This window comes from Companilactobacillus furfuricola (assembly GCF_003946325.1).
GTDB lineage: Bacteria > Bacillota > Bacilli > Lactobacillales > Lactobacillaceae > Companilactobacillus > Companilactobacillus furfuricola.
Window position 1 is genome coordinate 1 of record NZ_RHNT01000043.1, and the last position, 19,146, is coordinate 19,146.

Annotated in this window: 17 protein-coding genes and 1 pseudogene; 2 read left to right on the forward strand and 16 right to left on the reverse strand. The window is 37.0% G+C overall.

The window, feature by feature from the left end; genetic code table 11:
* Positions 1–305: 305 nt before the first annotated feature.
* The 14 genes from EKM78_RS09685 to EKM78_RS09750 all read right to left on the reverse strand — a co-directional run bounded on the left by EKM78_RS09685 (position 306) and on the right by EKM78_RS09750 (position 13,505).
* Entirely contained in the window at positions 306–1,019 is a 714-nt protein-coding gene (locus tag EKM78_RS09685) for a demethylmenaquinone methyltransferase (RefSeq protein ID WP_125771749.1), read from the reverse strand.
* Between the two features lie 127 nt (positions 1,020–1,146).
* Positions 1,147–1,956, reverse strand: a complete 810-nt coding sequence (locus EKM78_RS09690; protein WP_125771751.1) for an LCP family protein — start codon at positions 1,954–1,956, stop codon at positions 1,147–1,149.
* A gap of 284 nt (positions 1,957–2,240) precedes the next feature.
* Positions 2,241–3,635 carry a Coenzyme F420 hydrogenase/dehydrogenase, beta subunit C-terminal domain gene (locus EKM78_RS09695; RefSeq protein WP_125771753.1) on the reverse strand — a complete coding sequence of 465 codons (1,395 nt, stop codon included), beginning with the start codon at positions 3,633–3,635 and terminating at the stop codon, positions 2,241–2,243.
* Between the two features lie 20 nt (positions 3,636–3,655).
* Entirely contained in the window at positions 3,656–5,155 is a 1,500-nt protein-coding gene (locus EKM78_RS09700; RefSeq protein WP_125771756.1) for a lipopolysaccharide biosynthesis protein, read from the reverse strand.
* Positions 5,148–6,260 carry a polysaccharide pyruvyl transferase family protein gene (locus tag EKM78_RS09705; RefSeq protein ID WP_125771758.1) on the reverse strand — a complete coding sequence of 371 codons (1,113 nt, stop codon included), beginning with the start codon at positions 6,258–6,260 and terminating at the stop codon, positions 5,148–5,150. The genes EKM78_RS09700 and EKM78_RS09705 overlap by 8 nt, the downstream gene beginning before the upstream one ends.
* Before the next feature lie 59 nt (positions 6,261–6,319).
* Positions 6,320–7,294, reverse strand: coding sequence for a glycosyltransferase family 2 protein (locus tag EKM78_RS09710; protein WP_125771760.1), 975 nt, complete (start codon positions 7,292–7,294; stop codon positions 6,320–6,322).
* 30 nt (positions 7,295–7,324) lie between these two features.
* Positions 7,325–8,068: a glycosyltransferase family 32 protein gene (locus EKM78_RS09715; RefSeq protein WP_125771762.1), complete on the reverse strand. Its 744-nt coding sequence runs from the start codon at positions 8,066–8,068 to the stop codon at positions 7,325–7,327.
* Positions 8,069–8,084: 16 nt separating this feature from the next.
* Entirely contained in the window at positions 8,085–9,530 is a 1,446-nt protein-coding gene (locus EKM78_RS09720) for a hypothetical protein (protein ID WP_125771764.1), read from the reverse strand.
* A gap of 43 nt (positions 9,531–9,573) precedes the next feature.
* Positions 9,574–10,056 carry a PssE/Cps14G family polysaccharide biosynthesis glycosyltransferase gene (gene pssE, locus EKM78_RS09725; RefSeq protein WP_125771766.1) on the reverse strand — a complete coding sequence of 161 codons (483 nt, stop codon included), beginning with the start codon at positions 10,054–10,056 and terminating at the stop codon, positions 9,574–9,576.
* The gene (gene pssD / locus EKM78_RS09730; RefSeq protein ID WP_125771768.1) at positions 10,056–10,505 is read right to left on the reverse strand and encodes a PssD/Cps14F family polysaccharide biosynthesis glycosyltransferase; all 450 of its coding nucleotides are present in this window, start codon (positions 10,503–10,505) and stop codon (positions 10,056–10,058) included. The genes pssE and pssD overlap by 1 nt, the downstream gene beginning before the upstream one ends.
* A gap of 11 nt (positions 10,506–10,516) precedes the next feature.
* Positions 10,517–11,185 carry a sugar transferase gene (locus EKM78_RS09735; RefSeq protein ID WP_125771770.1) on the reverse strand — a complete coding sequence of 223 codons (669 nt, stop codon included), beginning with the start codon at positions 11,183–11,185 and terminating at the stop codon, positions 10,517–10,519.
* 33 nt (positions 11,186–11,218) lie between these two features.
* A complete protein-coding gene (locus EKM78_RS09740) occupies positions 11,219–12,001 on the reverse strand; it encodes a tyrosine-protein phosphatase (RefSeq protein WP_125771772.1) in 783 nt (260 codons plus the stop codon).
* The gene (locus EKM78_RS09745; RefSeq protein WP_125771774.1) at positions 11,998–12,723 is read right to left on the reverse strand and encodes a CpsD/CapB family tyrosine-protein kinase; all 726 of its coding nucleotides are present in this window, start codon (positions 12,721–12,723) and stop codon (positions 11,998–12,000) included. Before EKM78_RS09745 ends, EKM78_RS09740 begins: the two co-directional genes overlap by 4 nt.
* Positions 12,724–12,728: 5 nt before the next feature.
* Positions 12,729–13,505, reverse strand: a complete 777-nt coding sequence (locus tag EKM78_RS09750) for a YveK family protein (RefSeq protein WP_125771776.1) — start codon at positions 13,503–13,505, stop codon at positions 12,729–12,731.
* A 947-nt stretch (positions 13,506–14,452) separates the two neighbouring features.
* Here EKM78_RS09750 and EKM78_RS09755 point away from each other — a divergent pair.
* The gene (locus EKM78_RS09755) at positions 14,453–15,739 is read left to right on the forward strand and encodes a uracil-xanthine permease family protein (RefSeq protein WP_125771778.1); all 1,287 of its coding nucleotides are present in this window, start codon (positions 14,453–14,455) and stop codon (positions 15,737–15,739) included.
* Between the two features lie 65 nt (positions 15,740–15,804).
* On the opposite strand, the gene EKM78_RS09760 is transcribed toward EKM78_RS09755, so the two are convergent.
* Complete coding sequence (locus EKM78_RS09760) at positions 15,805–17,334, reverse strand: ABC transporter permease/substrate-binding protein (RefSeq protein ID WP_125771780.1); 1,530 nt, start codon at positions 17,332–17,334, stop codon at positions 15,805–15,807.
* Positions 17,334–18,259: pseudogene (locus tag EKM78_RS09765) on the reverse strand (ATP-binding cassette domain-containing protein). The gene EKM78_RS09760 and the pseudogene EKM78_RS09765 overlap by 1 nt, the downstream one beginning before the upstream one ends.
* Before the next feature lie 264 nt (positions 18,260–18,523).
* On the opposite strand from EKM78_RS09765, the gene EKM78_RS09770 reads away from it, so the two are divergent.
* Positions 18,524–18,937: an Lrp/AsnC family transcriptional regulator gene (locus tag EKM78_RS09770; RefSeq protein ID WP_125771781.1), complete on the forward strand. Its 414-nt coding sequence runs from the start codon at positions 18,524–18,526 to the stop codon at positions 18,935–18,937.
* The last annotated feature ends 209 nt before the right edge of the window (positions 18,938–19,146 follow it).

Consider the following 19,146-nt stretch of genomic DNA (forward strand, 5'->3'; position numbering starts at 1 on the left):
CACCCGGGCATTTCAAATACGAGTCTTCCTCTAAGCTCCTTCGTCGCCAAGAGGAATTTGGCTACTGAACCCATATAACGCCCCGCCCCTCCACCTTGATAGAGTTTGGAAATACTGCTTCTTGGTGGGCGTTTCCGATTCTTTTTGGTTAAATTGGCACTTCTCTTGCTTCCTATTTCTCACATGTCTATCTCAAGGTTCTTCTGAATTGGTAAGATCAAAATCAAAACCAAAGCAAAGTCTAGGTCAAAGGAAAAGACAAATCTCATTTTGAGATTTGTCTTCTTTTTTGTTGCTTTTGTTTTTTACTTTGGTTTTACTCCGTAATGGATGGCTGCTGATTTCATCATGAAAGTGTGGACTCTGATGTTTATGAAGCCGGCGTCTCTGTACATTCTTACTAATTTCTGGATGGAGACGAATTTGTTTACGGAATCGTCTAGGTATTGGTATTCTTGCTTTCTTGAGGCGAATACTTTGCCCATTGCTGGCATGATTTCGTTAAAGTATAGCTTCCAGCCCCATTTTATTACTGGTGTGTCTACTTTGAAGGCTTCTAGACAGATCAGCTGGCCTCCTGGTTTTAGGATCCGGCGGATTTCCTTCAATACTTTGTTGGCATCAGGGACGTTTCTTAAGCCAAAGCCGATGGTTACTACGTCGAAGGTATTGTCTGGATAGTCTAGATCCATGGCATTTCCTTGTTTTAATTGGATGTTATTTAATCCGGAAGCTGTGACTTTTTCTTGTCCAACTTTTAGCATTTCTGAACTGAAATCTAGTCCGATTATGTGTGACTCCGGATATTTTTCAGCTAAGACGATGCTCCAGTCGGCTGTACCGCAGCATAGGTCCAGGATATCCATCGGGTTGCCTTTGATCATATCAGTCGCTTGAATGCGCCACTTGTTGTGCGTACCTAAACTCATGATTGAATTCAACTTATCGTAATTACCAGCGATAGAATTGAAGACATTTTGAACATCTTTTTCAGGAACTTTGTTAGTTAAATTAGACATTGCATTCTCACCTTTACATAAACGAAATAGTTATATACTATTATAAGTTAAAATTGAAGATAATCGTTAGTGATTTACTCACCAAATTTTTAATAAAAAAATAAGGCCTCCTTCTGGAAGCCTTTTTCTATTTCACAACTTTTGGTGTTGGTTTAACGACATATTCGAGATTGCCTGTATCTTTTTGATCTAAGTCCAAATTATCGCGCATGATGTTGGTAGCGTGTTGCAATTCTGACTTATCAACTGCCTTCATCTTTTCACCATCGACCTTAATTTCAGTCCCATCTACAGAATCATCGGTAATTTTTTTGCCTACGGAACGATAATTTTTTGCTAGGGCTTTCATCCTATCAAATGTCAGATCCGTCTTGACTTGTTTCGTTATGGTATCTATCAAATCTTGGTCGAAGATGGTAGAAATTTTCTTACTTTTCGCTACTAATCCCATTAGGACCTGTCTTTGCCGCGACTGGCGATCAGCTTCACCATTCACATGAGAACGGATGTAAGCCATGGCTTTCTCACCATCCATATGCGTTTGTTCATCTGCTTCAAAGGAATAACCGTCTGATGAAAAATTAGTCTTTGGCGTCACTTCGACTCCACCAACTTTGTTGATAGCTTTACCGATCCCCCGCATATTGATCAGTGCATAGTAGTCGATCGGAATGTTGAAGAGCTTTTCGACTGATGGAATTGCCGTTTCAGTCCCCTTGACAGCGTAGGCTGAACCGATCGTTGCCGGATTGGTACTATCTGAACCTGGGATCTTTTTAAGAGCAATATCATGAGGAATACTTGTGATAGTTGTCCTATTAGATCTTGGATTCAGCGTCACGATCATCATACTCTTAGTTTCATCTTGATAATTTTTTACCGAAGTATTTGTATCGACACCCATTAACAAAACGGAAATAGGTTTCTTGTTATCCAAACTCGATTAAACGTTACGGTGCTTTGTAACGCCGGAAGGTGCGAACGAACTATCAGCAGAATTCTTAATACCGCGATAACGTGTAATACCAAACGCGGCCCCCACCACGACAAATAGCAAGACGATCAACATACAAATATTTCTGACTGTATGTTTCTTCTTTTTTTACTGTGCATATATTTACCCTCTATAATTTTTACCAATTCATAAAAATATCTTTACTATTATTTTAACCCTAACTTGAGGAAATACGATGATTATTTATTAGATTGTTAATAATTTATCTAATTTTTCAGATGTAAAATCCGTTTTAATTTAGAAATTATCCTTTTACCTAAATATATTCGTTTGTACTGCGCTGATAATTTATTGGCATTATTAATGAAATACTGCATGTCGTTTTTGGATAACGCAACTTGATAATATTTAGGAATATTGAAACAGATAGTTTCTCTCTGATCTTGGATTTTTCTTCTGATCAAAGAAATATCTGAACTTGGTTGGATCCTTTTTTCAGGATACCATTCGTGATTCTTTTGTTTCTTAAATAATCGATAGGCTAATTCATATTTAGTATGTTTAAAATGAGACGCTTGTGATCGATAAATAGTCGACGCGTTTACAGCATCAACCGATACCTTGTTGTCTCTAATGCCGTCAGAAATGATTTGTTGAATTGTGGGATTTCTTACGATAAGAATATTATTACCCAGACTATCTTGAGTATACTCAGGTAACCATGCATCACCCAAAGTTATGTCAGCGGTTTCATTCATGACATCATCTGTAAAATCAGAAGCTCTGACCTTGAAAAAGCCTTGTCCCCAATCATTGCCGACTAAATCACGCATTTCTTTAACGATCGTTTGCGTTTCACCATTTACCTTCCCAGTGACCTCAATGGCGTATCTGTCAGCTGGATAATCGGCTTGTTTCTTCCTAAAATTGATTTTTTCTAAACTACCTGGTTTAATCCCGCACTGCCATGCTAAAAATTCTGCAAATTTGGTAGATTTCTGATGCCCACATACTAAGCCTACAGTGTATTTCAATCTTTCTTTGATAATCGGATCAAGCTCAGCTAACAAACGCAATTCCATAATGAAACTTGGCAAACCAACGATGGCATACCTACCTGGAGTTTCCTTAAGCACGTTGATGACTTCTGAAAATTCTACAGGATAATATTTGGTTTTAGCGCCGCTTTTTACACCGTCTAAACTATTGCTGATGCTGTATTTAAATAGTTTGCCGCTGTCGTGAGATTCGACAACATTTATTACAAAATCAACCTCATTGCTTTTTAACAGCTGCGATAAGATCCATGTTCCAAAACCACCCGAACTTCCGTTACTTCGGAAATCACCCTCAGTAACGTGGCCAACATACAAACCTGAATAATAGCCCAGATCATCATCATGTTTGATTCCTTTCACTGAAGAGAATAATTGCTTGGCGATGTCAGACTCATTTAATTCACTAGTCGACAAACAAGCCTGTCTTAGCTGGTCTACTTCTGCTTCAGAATATTGATAATGCTGGTTTTTTTGATAAGGATGATACTCGCCATATTTATCAAATTTCATCTCAATATTATCGTTTACGACTGCCCAAGAACCTGTGCCAAAATCATATTTGTTTTTAACAATCTTGTCATAAATATCCGCAAAATCACTCAAATACCATTACTCCCTTTCGATTATCTTTTAAAGAATCCTAACAAAAGCTGTTTTTCTGTACTGTTGATCGTGAATCTCAAATAAATTGCAATATAGATAAATGAATAAACTAAACCAAAGATGATAAAACGCGTAAAGGAATTTACTGCGATATTACTTTGGAGGAAAATCAACGGGATAGTTGCTACTGCAAAAGGAATTAGAATCTTTGTTGTTTCACTCCAGTAGCGACCAATTTCTAATCCCATCTTTTTAGAATAATACCAATTCATGGCAATTCCATTGGCACAAAGAATCGTGATCACATATCCCATTGAAGCACCAATAAGTCCAAAATAAATTGAGCCAAAAATCGTAATCACAATATTAACGATTGCAAAGACCACGTAAACTATTGATCTAAAAATGTGCTTGTTCATTGCTCTCTGAATCTCAATGCCGACGTTTTGACACAGTGGAATGATTGACGGTAAAACCATCAAGATGATCAAATAATAGGCTTCGACATTCTCTGCTCCTGCCCAAATACGGACGAAAAATTTTCCTACGACAATAAAGCCACCTAACACAAAGAAGAGCAGTGCCATTTGCATGCGACCCACTTTGATCATCAAATCGGTTAACACAGTTTTGCTTTTATATAAATTAACTAATTGATTGACCTTCGGTACGAATACACTTGATAAGGACGTCGACAACATAAAGAACATATTTTTCACTTGAACGGCAATGGCAAAAGTTGCAACCATTTTAGCTCCTTGAAACATCCCTAAAATAAAATTGGGAACATTATTATTAACTAAATCGACAATCTGATTTAGGAAGATGAAAAAAGAAAACAATCCTAATTCCTTTAACAATGAAAAATCGATATTTCGAAAGTCGAAACTCATATTTAACTTATTAAGACAGTAATTGATATTAATAAGCAAGAATAAGATCGTCACGGAAATTTGCGTTATCGCGATGGAAAGAACACCAACTCCCATCAAAACTAATGGAATACAAATTATTGGTACTAAGAAAGTTTGCATCAACTGTCTGCTTTGTTGAAAGATGAACTGCTCATTTACGGTGATATTTGAATCAAACACTGATGATATGAAAGTGATGGCAACATCAAATACCATAATCGCCATCAAATAAGTAGTCAGCCGAACTTCTGATGCTGTCAAACTCCTACCAAAAATTGCCCCAGTATTTATTACTAGCACCGCACCAATGATCATAGCAATAACGCTAATTGCGCCAAAAAGTATTAAATATAAAGCATTTAGCTTTTTTAACTGATCGTATTGCTTATTCACCTTGTAGGTAATGTAGAACTTAACATAAGCACTGGAAAAACCCATGGACAAGAGGCTTAGACTAACCATAACTGAGTTAGTCATTTGAAACAGGCCGTAATTCGCCTGACCAACAAACCTCAGTAGAAAAGGTACATACAAAAAAGTAACCAAGTTCTTGGCGATGATATTTATATATGATAAAGCCGCGCCAAGCTTTCTCTGATTACCCATTGATCTTCCTTTCTACTTCCTTTAAAGAATTTTCCAAAAAAGAAAGTGACTCTTTTTTTCTGATTTTTAACAATTCCATAGCCTTGGAATAATCGATTGAAGTAGAATTGCCAGATTTTGAATGCCATCTGTCAGTCAAATCCAAATCGTCTAATAACGTGTCGATTCGAGAATTCATTGATGGTCCTTTGAAGTTTCGCTCGAACACTTCGAAGTATTTGTTGAAGATAATAGAGAACGCTACGGCATGGAACGAATCAGTAAATACTGCTTCAGCTTGACTGAATAAGTTAATAAATTCATCGGGACCTGATTCCCATAGTTCTTCATCATCACGGGAAAACATTCGTTTGATTAAACAATTATTGCTCTCAGCATATTTTTGTATGTACGATAAATCATCTTTGGAAATTTCATCTAAAAAATAAACCACGATAAACTTCTTTGAATACAGCTTTTTAGTGGAGATTTCTTGCCAGTCTTCTTTTGATAATAATAAAGTTGGATCCAGTACAACCGTTGCTTTGATATCTGTTAGATCAGAGACAATTTTCTTCCCTGAGGTCTCCCGAACTGAGATATAGTCAATACCGTTCAAACCGGTCCGGTAAAAGTCCCGTAAATATTCTGGAATTTCACTAACACCAAATGAAGCAGCATAACTTATTTTTGGTTTAATCGAATATTCTACGAAATCAAATTTGGAAAAGCTAGGAAAAGCATAATTCCAAACTTGATCACTTCCAATCACATAACAATCAATATATTTATCAAAATCAAATTTATCGGTGTTTTCATTAATTTCAAAGTCGGATTCATTTATATACTTCTTTGTAAAACTCAAAAAACTAATGGTCCTATTATAATTTAACTTTTTTGAATGAGAAAAAAGCGATAATAACTTTTTCAATAACAATGTTAAAGATGAATTATCACCAAATCGTTGTCTAACCTTCTTCTTCAATATCATCTCACTGGGATTAGTAGTGTTTCTAATTGTCACAACTTGGTTTCCCATTAATTCTAGAGTATGTTGTAAAGCATAATTTTGAAGTCTATTTCCATAATTTCCGTAACCTGTTAGCGTGCTTATGGCGATTTTCATTTTTCAAATTTAACCTCTTGATTTCCTAATTAATAACTTTTCAAATAAAAGAATATTTGTTACCGTTCTTTTATTTTTTTTATTAAATTCAATGTCAAAACAGAAATAGTAAAACTAAAATTACCTAATATTAATGGTAAAAGTTCGGTTTTCCCAAGTCCAAATTTTTTCAATCTGTATATCTTCTTTTTTTTATGAAATTTATCTTTAAAAGAATTATATTTTATTTTATTTTTGAAAATAAATCTGGATGCAAAATCAATACATGTAAATTTTTCCTTAACAAGGATTGCATCATGAAATTCGCCTGGTACCAATGCATCAATCTTTTGTAATGCTTCAAAAATAGTCATGTGTGATGGACCGAAAGTATTCACTACAGATGTTTGCCTCCACCTATATGCATACAAGCAATCGTCTATGCCCATAAATTTTGTTGCATTTTGAACGCAAGTTATATTGAATAACATATCTTCCAAATAAGTTATACTCTCGTCAAATTTATTCTTTCCAATGCAAGTATTTTTAAATACCTTATTGAAGGAATATCCACGATAACCCTTATTAGAAAGTATCCCTTCAATTGCAGCTTTTTTTGACAAGTTTTCACCCAAGAATTCTGATGATACATGATGGTATTTGAAGGTATTATCTATATCCTCGAAAATGTTAAAAAAAAGGATGTCAACAGATTTATGAGATGACAGAACTTTATTCAATCGCTTTAAAATATCATTTACCCAATAATCATCAGAATCCATAAACATAATGTATTGACCAGTAGCATTTTTTAAACCATTATTTCTGGCGGCAGAAACTCCCAGATTCTCTTGCTTAATTAGTTTGAAATTATGATGTTGCTTGATGTACTTAGAAATTATACTGATCGATTCATCACTTGAACCATCATCAACAAATATAGCTTCATAATCCTGAAATTCCTGGCACAATATGGAACTAATACATTTTTGTAAATATTCTGACGAGTTGTATACAGGAATAATTACACTAAAAAACGGCTTGACCTTCCCCATCTTTATCTCTCCTCTAATTGACAGCTAAGATTATTTCAGTATGCGAGTTTTTATTTTGTTATAAGTTCCCTTGCCAAATATCTTGTCTATTGTTTTTCTAATTCTAACTTTATATTTAGTAAAAAATTTGCTCATCTGTGGATGTTTTTTCCAACTAGAATCATAGTGATGAATCGAAACGGTTTTATCCGTTATTGTAGTTTTCCCAGTTTCTATCGACTGTGGACAAAAAACTTCCGTGGCAAATACGGCAATACGCGACTTATCAAAATATTGGGTTTTATTATCATTGGAGATTCCCAATCCTTCAAATATTGGTGCCGAATACTCTATACAAGTTTTCAAATTTTCTTTGCCGTTATCGAAGAAACTCTGACCATCGTATTGTTTCTTCAACTTTTCTAAAATATCACTATTTTCAACAGCTCCAAAGCCTAGCCCTGTTGCAACAGTACCAGCTTCTTCCATGGCAAAAAAAGCATCGTAATCTAAAAAATAATCTAAAGGTTTAATAAGCTCCACATCAGTATCTAAATAAATTCCACCATGCTTTTGAATTATATCCAAACGAGCATAATCTGTAACAAAAGCGTATTTGCCTCTTTCATAAGCTTGTGATATATAATCATTTGAACTAGTGTCATAATTACTTTCATTCCACTGAATTATTTCATAATTCGGACATTGCTTTTTCCAAGACTCGATGTTTCGTTTAACCTTAGTGGGTAGTGGTTCACCACCAAACCAGCAGTAGTGTATTGTTCTTGGTATCATGCTTTCTCCTTTAAAATTAAGCATCAGTTTTTAAATAAATATTTGGGGCAGCTAATAGCATCATATAAATGGATATACATTGTGGAGCAAAGGTATTATCTTGGAAGATACTAGTAATAACTATGATAGCTGGTAAATAAATAAGGGTTATAACAGAATTCTTACGCAAATTCATATAGTTGCTCATATTCCTCAATAGTTTCTTTGATATCGCAAGAAAGGTGAGAATAAGTGCAATCATACCCAATAAACCAATTTGATAACCAAATGAAAGCAGTGCCGTTTCTCCTCCAGTACTTAACCACTCATTACTAGTTATTGGCCCAACGCTACTAAATGTTTTCGATGCGTTCCCACCAGTTCCCAATCCATGCCCCAACGGTGCTGATAGTATATTTGGCCAAGTTTGGGCAATAGCCATAAAATGGTTACCTACAGCCCCACCGAAAACAGCATTGTAATACGTGCTAAAGAAATATACAAGAATAGGAATCAATACAACAGAAATATTAAACACTAAATTATCGTTGCTTGTGGAAAATAATTTTTTGAAAAATCTGTGCAACAATGGTGCACAAATTGACAACAGCAAAATCAAAAAGGATCCTTTTCCAAACGATAAAATTATTCCAATCAACAAAATAATTTTTGATACGTTCTTAACTACTAAATCTTTGGTCCAATCAAATAATGCGATAAACAAGTACATACCAACTAACAAGTAGCCTAAGCTAACTGGCTCATAGTATAACGATCCCATTCTGTCAACGGAGAAACCAATTATATCTGTGAAAAATCTATCGTCCAATGAAGTCAAAGATAATGCATTAATTGAGGCACTTTTCGCAACATAAACCTCATTTACACCGATCATTTTGTATAGAGGAAATCCACCAATCAATAAAACTATTCCGACTATTAATATGAATAAGCCCAGCAAGACTAATTTTGAAACAAAATACGGCATCGAAAATTCCTTTTTCATGGTCTTTTTCGAAATGTAATAAACCACATAGAAAAATACCAAGTTCCGAAGGTTAGCAAAGATGGCGTTGAATGTTCCCCTACCTACTAAAAGGGACACTGCTGTAAATACGAGCAATAAAATGAAGTACAACATACTCCGCTCATACTCGATGTTTTTGAGACCACTTCCTAAAAAGATTCCAACAACAAAGAATAGTGGTACTTGGGTCAAATAACTTAATCCGGTGGTGTTTGAGGCAATGTGTGCGCCCACACCGATTACAAAATTCTGAAAGACTAGGACCAATATTATTGAATATAAAATCAATTCTCTTCTAATTTTTAAGGTACTAATATAATAACCAGATACAATAGCAAAAAATAATGCTATCCAAAATAATCCAGACATTGCTGAATAAAAGAAGCTAATGAATAACATTAATAGACTGATTATATATTTAATTGGAATTTCTGAATTCCACTGTCTACTTATCAATAAGAGTTGCCCCCGTCAATCAAATATTTCAAAAAAACATAATTTACATTAAATCTTGGATTCTCTTTTCGAATTCTTGAATAAATTTATCATTATTAGAACTGAACCCGATCTCGTTTGAATCAGTCTTACTGAGTGCGTCTTCTAAATCTTCAATATTTTTAATAGGAATAATGCTGTAGCCTTTATCCTTCACTCTCTCTGCAAAAACCAATTGATGATCATTAACATGTTCATCATATTTCTTTTGTCGAGGAACGACGATGGTTTTTTTACCTAGAGACAATGCTTTCATGAACGTTGCCGGTCCACCGTGACAGATGACGGTATCGGCTTCTTTCATATAATAGTCCATTTCTTCAGGTGATAGTAGCTTGCTCCATTTGTAATTTTTCGGCTCATAAGTTGAATAGCCGATCTGGACAAAAACTTCTTCTTGAATAATTTTATTTTTGACCATTTCATCTATTTTTTGGATCAAACGATTGAATGGTTGCTCATGTGTCCCTACTGTGACAAAGATCATTAGAAGATACCCCCTAAATTAACGGCCTTGGGATACACTTGTTTCATTTCTTCCCATTGTACGACAAATAAGTCTGTGATCGGGTAGACTAATTTCCCCGTCAATGTTGGTTTATCGATCCTATCGAAAACTTCAATGTAAACTGTCTTGGCACCAAATAATTTGCCTATATAGAAAAAGGGAACGGCAACAGCTGCACCTGAAGAGATGATTAAGTCTGGCCGTTCTTTTCTTAATACTTTAATCGCAAGAAAAGTATTTCTGATTAAATTTTTGATATTTCGATTGGTTGGATAATAGCAATTGTATTTCTTTTCATTTTTTAGAAGACTATTAGCATCTTCTTTATCAAAAGTGACCCAAAACCGATTTTCATTTTTCCAAAATTTCTTCAATAAATATAAATGGGTCAAGTGTCCCCCACTAGACCCAACTAAACAAACTTTCATGTTGTCACCTCTTAGTAAGCTGCGTTTGGATGGATAAATACAGCTACTGTCTTGAACAGCACATAAATATCAAACAAAAAGCTACGCTTAGCGATGTACTGCAGATCTAATTCGACCATTTCGTGGAAGCTGACTGAATTACGACCGCTGATCTGCCACAATCCGGTACAACCCGGTTTGACGATCAATCTCAACATATCGTGGTCGGTGTATTTATCTACTTCGTATGGCAAGGGTGGTCTTGGTCCCACTAAGCTCATGTTTCCTCGTAAGACGTTAAATAGTTGTGGTAATTCGTCGATGCTATATTTACGAATGAAGGCACCTACTTTTGTTACTCTTGGATCTTGTTTCATTTTGAACATGGCGCCTTCGATCTCGTTTTTATCTAGCAATTCTTTCAAGCGGTCATCGGCGTCGACGATCATTGATCGGAATTTATACATTTTAAAAGGTTTTTTATTTTTACCGATCCTGATTTGTGAGTAAAAAACTGGTCCTTTGGAATCTTCCAATTTGACGGCAATTGCCACGATCAACAATAGTGGCGATAACAATATCAACCCGATCAAACTGGCGAAAAAATCAAATAAACGCTTAGTGACTTTATAAAAACATTTCTCTCTATGATAATGTAATTTTATGGTAGCGTTTTTACTTTGGCCATTAGTATAATCCATATTAATCCCCTCTCAACACATGTACCTATATCCCTAAAACAACCAAAATCGCTTTTTCTTAGGTACCTTTGTTATTTTTTGACTATTCATACGCACGACATCATCCCCATTGATAATGTTTTTGGCATTTTCATTGAATAGTTTGGCTTTGTCTTGTCCTTCTTCATTTGCTAGCTTTGAAAAAGCTTCTTTCATCAAGAATCTTCTCCCCTCAAAGTTATGGGCATCCGAAGCAAAGATGTAGCCTTGGTCAGCTTTAACTATTTTTTCAGTCAGTTGTTGGACTTTTGAACCAAATACGCCTAAATAGCTACTAGCTGTTATTTGGGTCAAACATCCCATTTTGACTAAGTCATATAATTTATTTGGATCTTTTTGAAAACCCGCGTTTCGCTCGGGATGAGCTAATACCGGGGTAATTCCCTGAGCAATCAAATCAAACAGCATCTTGTTGGTATATTCAGGCACTCCACTATGCGGTAGTTCTAATAATAAATATCGATCAGTTTCATCCATAAACAAGATGTCAGAAGCTTCGATAGCAGCTGGTAGTTGCCCTGTTAAATGAACTTCTTGTCCTGGAAACACAACTAGTGGTATTTGATTCATTGCTAGCTCATTTTGAAAGGCTGCTGTATGCTCGATAACATCTTGGCGATGATTGAGATAAACGCCGTCCATATGATGGGGTGTCACCAAAATGTGACTAATGTCTTCATCAACGGCTGCTTTTGCTAAAGTTAGTGCCATCTGCATATCTTGAGCTCCATCATCAACCCCGGGTAAAATATGACAGTGCAGGTCGATCAATTTCACTTCTTATAAGCTCCGTAATATCCGCCGTACTTGCTACTACTAGTTTCACTGACACGATTCATCACAAATCCCAAAATATTTGCATGGACTGTTTCCAGTAATTGTTTAGCACGGGCCACGCCTGATTTTTTGGCGATTCCTTGAGGGATTACTAAAATAACCCCGTCTACCATACTGCCTAACACTTGTGAGTCTGTAACAGCATTGACTGGTGGCGCATCTAAGATCAATAGATCAAATTGCTGGCTCAAACTGTCCAAAAGCTGCTGCGTACGCACGCTTCCTAGTAATTCAGATGGATTTGGTGGGATCGGTCCACTAGTAATGACGAACAAGTTGTCGATCATCGTCCGTTGCACAATATCTTCGAGTCTAGCGTTTCCTGATAAGTAGTTCGATAGACCATAACCATTATTGAGATTAAAAGTTTTGTGCATGATGGGACGACGTAAGTCAGCATCGATCAAAAGAACGCGGTCACCTTGTTTAGCTTGTGTTACTGCCATATTATTGCTGACAGTCGATTTCCCTTCTGAACGGGCTGATGAAGTAAACAAAATAGATTTTAATTTCTTGTCGACAGATGAAAATTGGATATTAGTCCGAATTGTCTTGAATTGTTCAGACACAGTACTCATCGGATCGTTATAAGTAACTAAACCTACACCGTGCTTTAAACTATAATTATCGATTTTCTTCTTTTTACTCTTAAATAATCCCATTTCAGCTATACCCTTCTGTGACCGCCTACGTCATGACTGTGGACAGCTCGAGCACGTCCATTTTTAACTTGAGCTGCTTTTTCAATTTCTATTTGGTCAATTTCATCAACTATCCCTAAACTAGTCAAGCCCAAATCTTTTGTTAAAAAGTCTTCTGTTGTAACAGTCTTATCAGTGATCTCACGAATAAAGGCCAAGACGATACCAAGAAGTAGACCTAAAGCAATCCCAGCCAGCAAATTCAAAGTCTTCTTCGGACTGACAGGATTGTGATTTGGCGTAGCAGTTGAAACAATCGAAACGTTGTTGATACTCATGATCTTAACGATTTTTTTCTTAAAGACCTTGGCCGTGTAATTAGCCATCGCAGCAGCCGTTCCCGGATCTTCCGAAGTAGCCGTCACGGAAAACACTTGTGAATCTTGAGAATTCTTAATCGCTAAAGAATCCTTCAAAGCCCCCATCGACCCAGGATATCCCGGATACTGTTTGATCTCCTTATTAACACTATTTAAAACCGTGGGGCTAGTAATAATATCTTTATAAGTACTGATCATTTGGATATCGGCCTGAACCTGTTGGAACTGTGCACTTTGCATATCAGCTGAAAGTTTACGATTTACAAGAATTTCAGTCGTTGCACTGTACTTAGGCGTCATTACAAAAAAAGTAACAAATACCGAAGCAATAAAAACAACAATAGTCGTTCCCAAAATTGCTCGGACATGTTTTCGTAAAATGCTCCAAATTTGTACCATACTAATAGTTTGTTCTGATTCCACGTTCCCCTCCGAAATATGTAAAAAAACTTTCACATGATATACACTATGGCATATAAATTAAATTTTAATTGCACTATACGTTATATGAAGAATTACATAATAATACAACATTTTATTGATAATATTGAATTAATATTTTATTTGATAGGTCAAGGAAGACGTAGCGAGATAATAAATTCCAAAAAATTCCTTAAAAAACGATAATTTTGAAAATTTTTCAAAAATGAATAATAAAAAAAAGATTGTGAAATTTAAAAAATCCGTCATGCCAAAAATCACAATTATCAAATTTATAAATAAAATTATCAAAATAATCCCCAAATAACCAAAAGAATCTAACGAGATAATGACAAATTTAGTGTCAAATATGAAAAAATTGCGGTTTACCCAGCACATTACCACTAAAATCTAACTAGCAACCGTAAATTTCCACTAAATATATCCAAAAGATAGGAAGAATCTATAATAATCGAAAGATAAAAAAATAAAAGGTACACCAAATTCCACCAAACAACCCACCGGACTATAGATAAGTACCATACCCCCCACCAGAAAGAGAGTTGTCCACCACCTTAGGTTTTGCGGGAGGGTGGAGGGAATTCGCTGTCAGGTGTAAAATTCCACTTGGCGACGAAGGAGCTTAGTGGAAGACTCGTATTTGAGACCGTCGAGGCGCACTTCTTCGAGGATCTCAAATCGACGTCCACACCGTTCCACAGCGCAATTCCCGGAGCCCTCCCGCAGAACCGGCAATCAACCCTCTATAAAACTCCCTACTCACTCCACAATTGACATCACCCACAAAATCTAATATCATAAAGAAAATCAAATAACCTCTAATCTTAGTCCCGCGAGGCTAATAAGGAACACTTACGTCTTTTATTTCGGCACAATCACGGGATAAAGGACTATTTTTTTGCAAAAAAATGTTATAGGGGGCACCACAATTGGAAACAAACGACAAGAACTATCGTAACCCAGAAGCGGTCTTAGACCTGTACGAACGTCCACCGCTAGCCAGCTGGCCACTGCTTTCACTGCAGCATCTTTTCTCCATGTTCGGTGCAACTGTTTTAGTTCCTCTATTAGTAGGACTCGATCCTAGTATCGCCCTATTCAGTTCCGGTATCGGAACGATCTTGCACATCTTGATCACTAAAGGTCGGATCCCTGCTTATATGAGTTCCAGTTTTTCCTTCATCGTCCCTTCGGTGGCATTGATGAAAACAGCTGGTTATGACGGTGTCGCTCAAGGTACCATCGCCGTTGGTTTAGTTTACTTGATCATCGCCACGATCGTTGGAATCGCCGGTTCGGATTGGATCGACCGTGCTTTACCACCGATCGTAGTTGGTCCGATTGTTATTGTAATCGGTCTGTCTGTCGCTGGATCTGCCGCTAACAATGCCATGCTCAATGGTAAGACGTATGATCTGAAATACTTCGGTATCGCTATTTTTACCTTATTAGTAACGGTCTTATTCAATATGTATCTCAAAGGCTTTTGGAGCAACATCGCTATCCTTCTAGGGATCGTTTGTGGTTACGCCCTTTCCGTTGCTTTGGGGATCGTTGATTTTTCAAAAGTAGCCTCAACCCCTTGGTTTAAACTACCTGCTTTTGAATTTCCTTATATTAGCTACACTCCTAAGAAAATTTATTGGGATGCGATACTTAGTTTTGCCCCCATTGCTTTTGTAACGATGGCTGAGCATTTGGGACACATTATGGTCTTAGATGAATTGACACATCGCAACTTCTTCAAAAATCCGGGACTTCATCGTACTTTAGCTGGTGACGGTACCGCTTCGATCTTTGCTGGATTAGTCGGTGGTCCACCAATCACTTCATATGGTGAAAACATTGGTGTTATGGCCGTTAACAAGATCTTTAGTGTCTACGTTATCATCGGTGCAGCCATCTTTGCAGCCTTGTTTGGATTCGTCGGTAAATTAAGTGCCTTGATTCAAACTATCCCTGGACCAGTAATTGGTGGGATCAGTTTTGTCCTCTTCGGTGTTATTGCCTCAAGTGGTCTAAGGATCTTAGTCGACAACAAAGTCGACTTCAACCGGAAGAGAAATTTGATGATTGCTTCAGTCATCCTTGTTATCGGTATCGGAAATGCCTACCTAAAGATTGGGACTTTCCAATTCACTGGTATCGGTGTCGCAACCGTAATGGGAATTTTATTGAACCTCATCTTACCTCGTGAAGCTTTATCAGAAGAATAACGTAAAAAACAGAACCCCGTTTGATGCGTTTTTTGCATCAGACGAGGGTTCTTTCTTTTAAAAAATTATTTATCCAATAAATTGTGTTTAACTAAATAATCGTGAGCTACGACACTCGCTTTTTTATTCTTAACTGAGACTTGATAATTCATCTTCTGCATATCTTCCGTTGAGATCTTACCTTTGAGTCTGTTCAAGCTCTTAACGACTTTGGGATTCTTTTCAGCAAAATCGCTATTCATCAACGGAGCACCTTGATAAGGTGGGAAGAAGTGCTTGTCGTCTTTTAAGACCACTAAATGGTATTCCTGAACTTGCGGATCGGTCGTATAACCGTCGACTAAGTTGACCCGCTTGTTAGCAATAGCTTTATAACGCAAACTAGGTTCCATCCGGTTGACTTCAGCAAAGTTTAAATTGTATTTCTTTTTCAGTCCTAAGTAACCGTCTTGTTGGTTGGAGAAATCTGGATCAAAGGCGGCTTTGACTTTGTCGTTGACCCGTTCGAGATCACTTAGTTTAGTAACGTGATATTTCTTCGAAAACTCTTTGGTGACCGCGAGATCATAGCCATTCTCGTATTCCATTGGTTCCAAGAAGGTCATCTTTTCTTGCTTAGATAAAGTACTTTTAGCAATTTGATAGATCTTAGTTGGGTCTTTCGGAGTTTTCTTATCGTAATCAACTAACGATTCCAAAACTGTTCCGGTAAATTCTGGATAAATATCGACTTGATCTTTCTTCAATGCCTTAAATAAGAAAGTGGTTCCACCAAAATTAGGTTTTAGCGTAACGTTGGCATTTGGCTGATCTTGCTTGATCAGATCTTTATACATATTCATCAAGATTTCCGGTTCACTGCCTAGTTTTCCCGCGATCGTAATATTGACCGGTTGTGGTTTGACAGCTTGATAAATTTGATTGCCGCCGATACCTAATAAGAACAATAGAACAACGATACCACCGCCATAGATCCTTTTTTTTGACGAACCCATGTACTTCAATAGGCCACTAAAAATAAAGGCTAGTAAGGCAGACAAGACACCACCAATGATCAAGTAGTAGTTGTTGTTCTGTTGGATACCGAGCATGATGTAATCACCTAAACCACCAGCACCGATGAAAGCTGCTAAAGTGGCTGTACCGATGATCATGACTAAGGCAATTCTAATACCGGAAATGATCATTGGTAAGGCTAATGGGAATTCTAAACGTTGCAGTCGTTTCCATTTTGAAAGACCAAAGGCCACAGCTGCTTCTTCTAAATTCGGATCGATATTAGTCAATCCCGAGTAAGTATTTTGATAAAGCGGCATGATTGCATACATCGTCAAAGCCACTACCGCCGGCACCGTTCCGATACCAACTAGTGGGATCAAGAGTCCTAAGAGGGCCAAACTAGGGATAGTTTGAATGATCCCGGCGATCTGTAAACCGATCTCGCCAAAACGGCGATGGTTCCGCAGCCAAATAGCCAGCGGGATCGCGATCAACATGGCAATCAAAAGTGAAATGAAGGAGATCTCGATATGTTGAAGCAATGATTTTGCAATTTCTCCTCGTTGCTGAACAATCGTCTGCATCAAAACTTGCATTAGTGAACGCCCCCTTCTTCACTCAAGTAAGCTAGAAGACCTTGTGATGTCATGGAATAGCCTACCTTTTGATATTGAAAGTCTAGCTGAGTTTTTTCCGTTAACTGCTTCATCAATTCTTTAAAGTCATCAATGACCGGCAACTGTTCGTCGAAAGTGATCTTCTGCAGTGTATTCGATGCAACCAAGAAGTCCATGTCCCACCAGTGTGGTGTTTTAATGTCAAAAAATTGACGCACAAAGTCTGTAGCTGGATGCTGCATAATTTCATGTGGAGTTCCCACTTGCTGGATCTCCCCTTTATTTAAAACAGCGATCCGTTGCCCCATTCGCAAAGCTTCTTGCATATCATGAGTAACGAAAACGATCGTCGTTTGATATTGTTGGTGTAATTTCAACACGAGATCTTGCGACTTTTTTCGTAAAACCGGATCTAAGGCACTAAAAGATTCATCCATCAAGATCAAACTTGGTTCCGTTGCTAATGCCCGAATGATTGCGATCCGTTGTTGTTGACCACCGGATAATTCGGCTGGCATCCGCTTGGCGTATTTCTTTGGGTCAAGTTCGACCGACTCTAGTAATTCTGCTGCTCGTTGATGACGTTTAGCTTTAGAGACACCTTTTTGCTCCAATTGAATGGCGATATTATCTTCAACGTTTAGATTGGGGAAAAGACTACTATCTTGTAGCCCATATCCAAACGCAATTTTTGCACGTCATATTCTTTGATCTTGCGGTCTTCGAAATACACATCCCCATCAGTTGGCACCGTCAGCTTGTTGAGCATCCGCAATAAAGTGGTTTTCCCGCTACCACTGGGGCCTACGAGCACGAAAAGTTCCCCGTCGCCGATCTTTAAATTGACGTCATGTAAAATTGTGTTTTGACCGTACTTCATCCCTACGTTCTTATAAGTTATCAATTAATTTCCCCCTCTCTAAAATCCACGTACTTTAATAATAAATATCTTTGAACTTTTTAACAAAAAATCAGCATAATAATATTTCATGTTGAGTGTACAACATCGATCTACAAATTTGGCTATAATCCACAAAGCTTCATAATTACTGAATACTTTTAAAACGATAAACTATCACTACACGTTACAGTCAAGATGTAACGGTGATTCCCTAATTAATTTTTTCGATCAATTATCGTACAATATTAATATTACTAGGAGGATCATATGGATAATATCGACTTAAAAATATTAAAAGAACTCAATCGCAACTGCCGGATCACGAAAACTGAACTGGCAAAAATCGTTAATATGCCCCCTCCTGCTGTTAATACTCGTATCGAACAACTTGAAGCTGAAGGTATCATTGAACGTTATACTATCAAGGTCAACTTGGAAAAGATGGGTTACTCCCATCAAGTTTTTATTGAAACGCAGATGGAATACTTTAGTCATGAAAAATATCTCAAATTTATTGATGAGCATAGCAATTTTATTCGCCATCATTACAAGATATCTGGGCAGATGAATTATATGATCCATGGGGCGTTTCATAGTAGTGGTGAACTTGATGGGTTTTTAGAAAAGTTGAACCGTTATGCTAATTATGAAGTTTTGGATGTTATTTCGGAGATGTTTTGATTTTGGTGTTTTTAGATAGTAAAAAGACTTCAATTTGCTTTTTGTTATTGAAGTCTTTTTGGGTTGGAGTAGTAGTTTGGTTGTACGTTCAATGCCGACTCCGGGGCCCGGGGATACAGACACTGGAACGTTGTGGGCACATTTTGAACCAATCGAGCAAAGTACGCTCGCTTGTTTCAAAACTGCACCTTTCACTAAGCTCCTTCGTC

Coding starts and splice junctions, on each gene's coding strand:
- pssE (WP_125771766.1), bottom strand. CDS start 10,056: ATGATCTTTGTCACAGTAGGGACACATGAGCAACCATTCAATCGTTTG.
- EKM78_RS09710 (WP_125771760.1), bottom strand. CDS start 7,294: ATGGGGAAGGTCAAGCCGTTTTTTAGTGTAATTATTCCTGTATACAAC.
- EKM78_RS09685 (WP_125771749.1), bottom strand. CDS start 1,019: ATGTCTAATTTAACTAACAAAGTTCCTGAAAAAGATGTTCAAAATGTC.
- EKM78_RS09745 (WP_125771774.1), bottom strand. CDS start 12,723: ATGGGATTATTTAAGAGTAAAAAGAAGAAAATCGATAATTATAGTTTA.
- EKM78_RS09770 (WP_125771781.1), top strand. CDS start 18,524: ATGGATAATATCGACTTAAAAATATTAAAAGAACTCAATCGCAACTGC.
- EKM78_RS09700 (WP_125771756.1), bottom strand. CDS start 5,155: ATGGGTAATCAGAGAAAGCTTGGCGCGGCTTTATCATATATAAATATC.
- EKM78_RS09705 (WP_125771758.1), bottom strand. CDS start 6,260: ATGAAAATCGCCATAAGCACGCTAACAGGTTACGGAAATTATGGAAAT.
- pssD (WP_125771768.1), bottom strand. CDS start 10,505: ATGAAAGTTTGTTTAGTTGGGTCTAGTGGGGGACACTTGACCCATTTA.
- EKM78_RS09715 (WP_125771762.1), bottom strand. CDS start 8,068: ATGATACCAAGAACAATACACTACTGCTGGTTTGGTGGTGAACCACTA.
- EKM78_RS09735 (WP_125771770.1), bottom strand. CDS start 11,185: ATGGATTATACTAATGGCCAAAGTAAAAACGCTACCATAAAATTACAT.
- EKM78_RS09760 (WP_125771780.1), bottom strand. CDS start 17,334: ATGCAAGTTTTGATGCAGACGATTGTTCAGCAACGAGGAGAAATTGCA.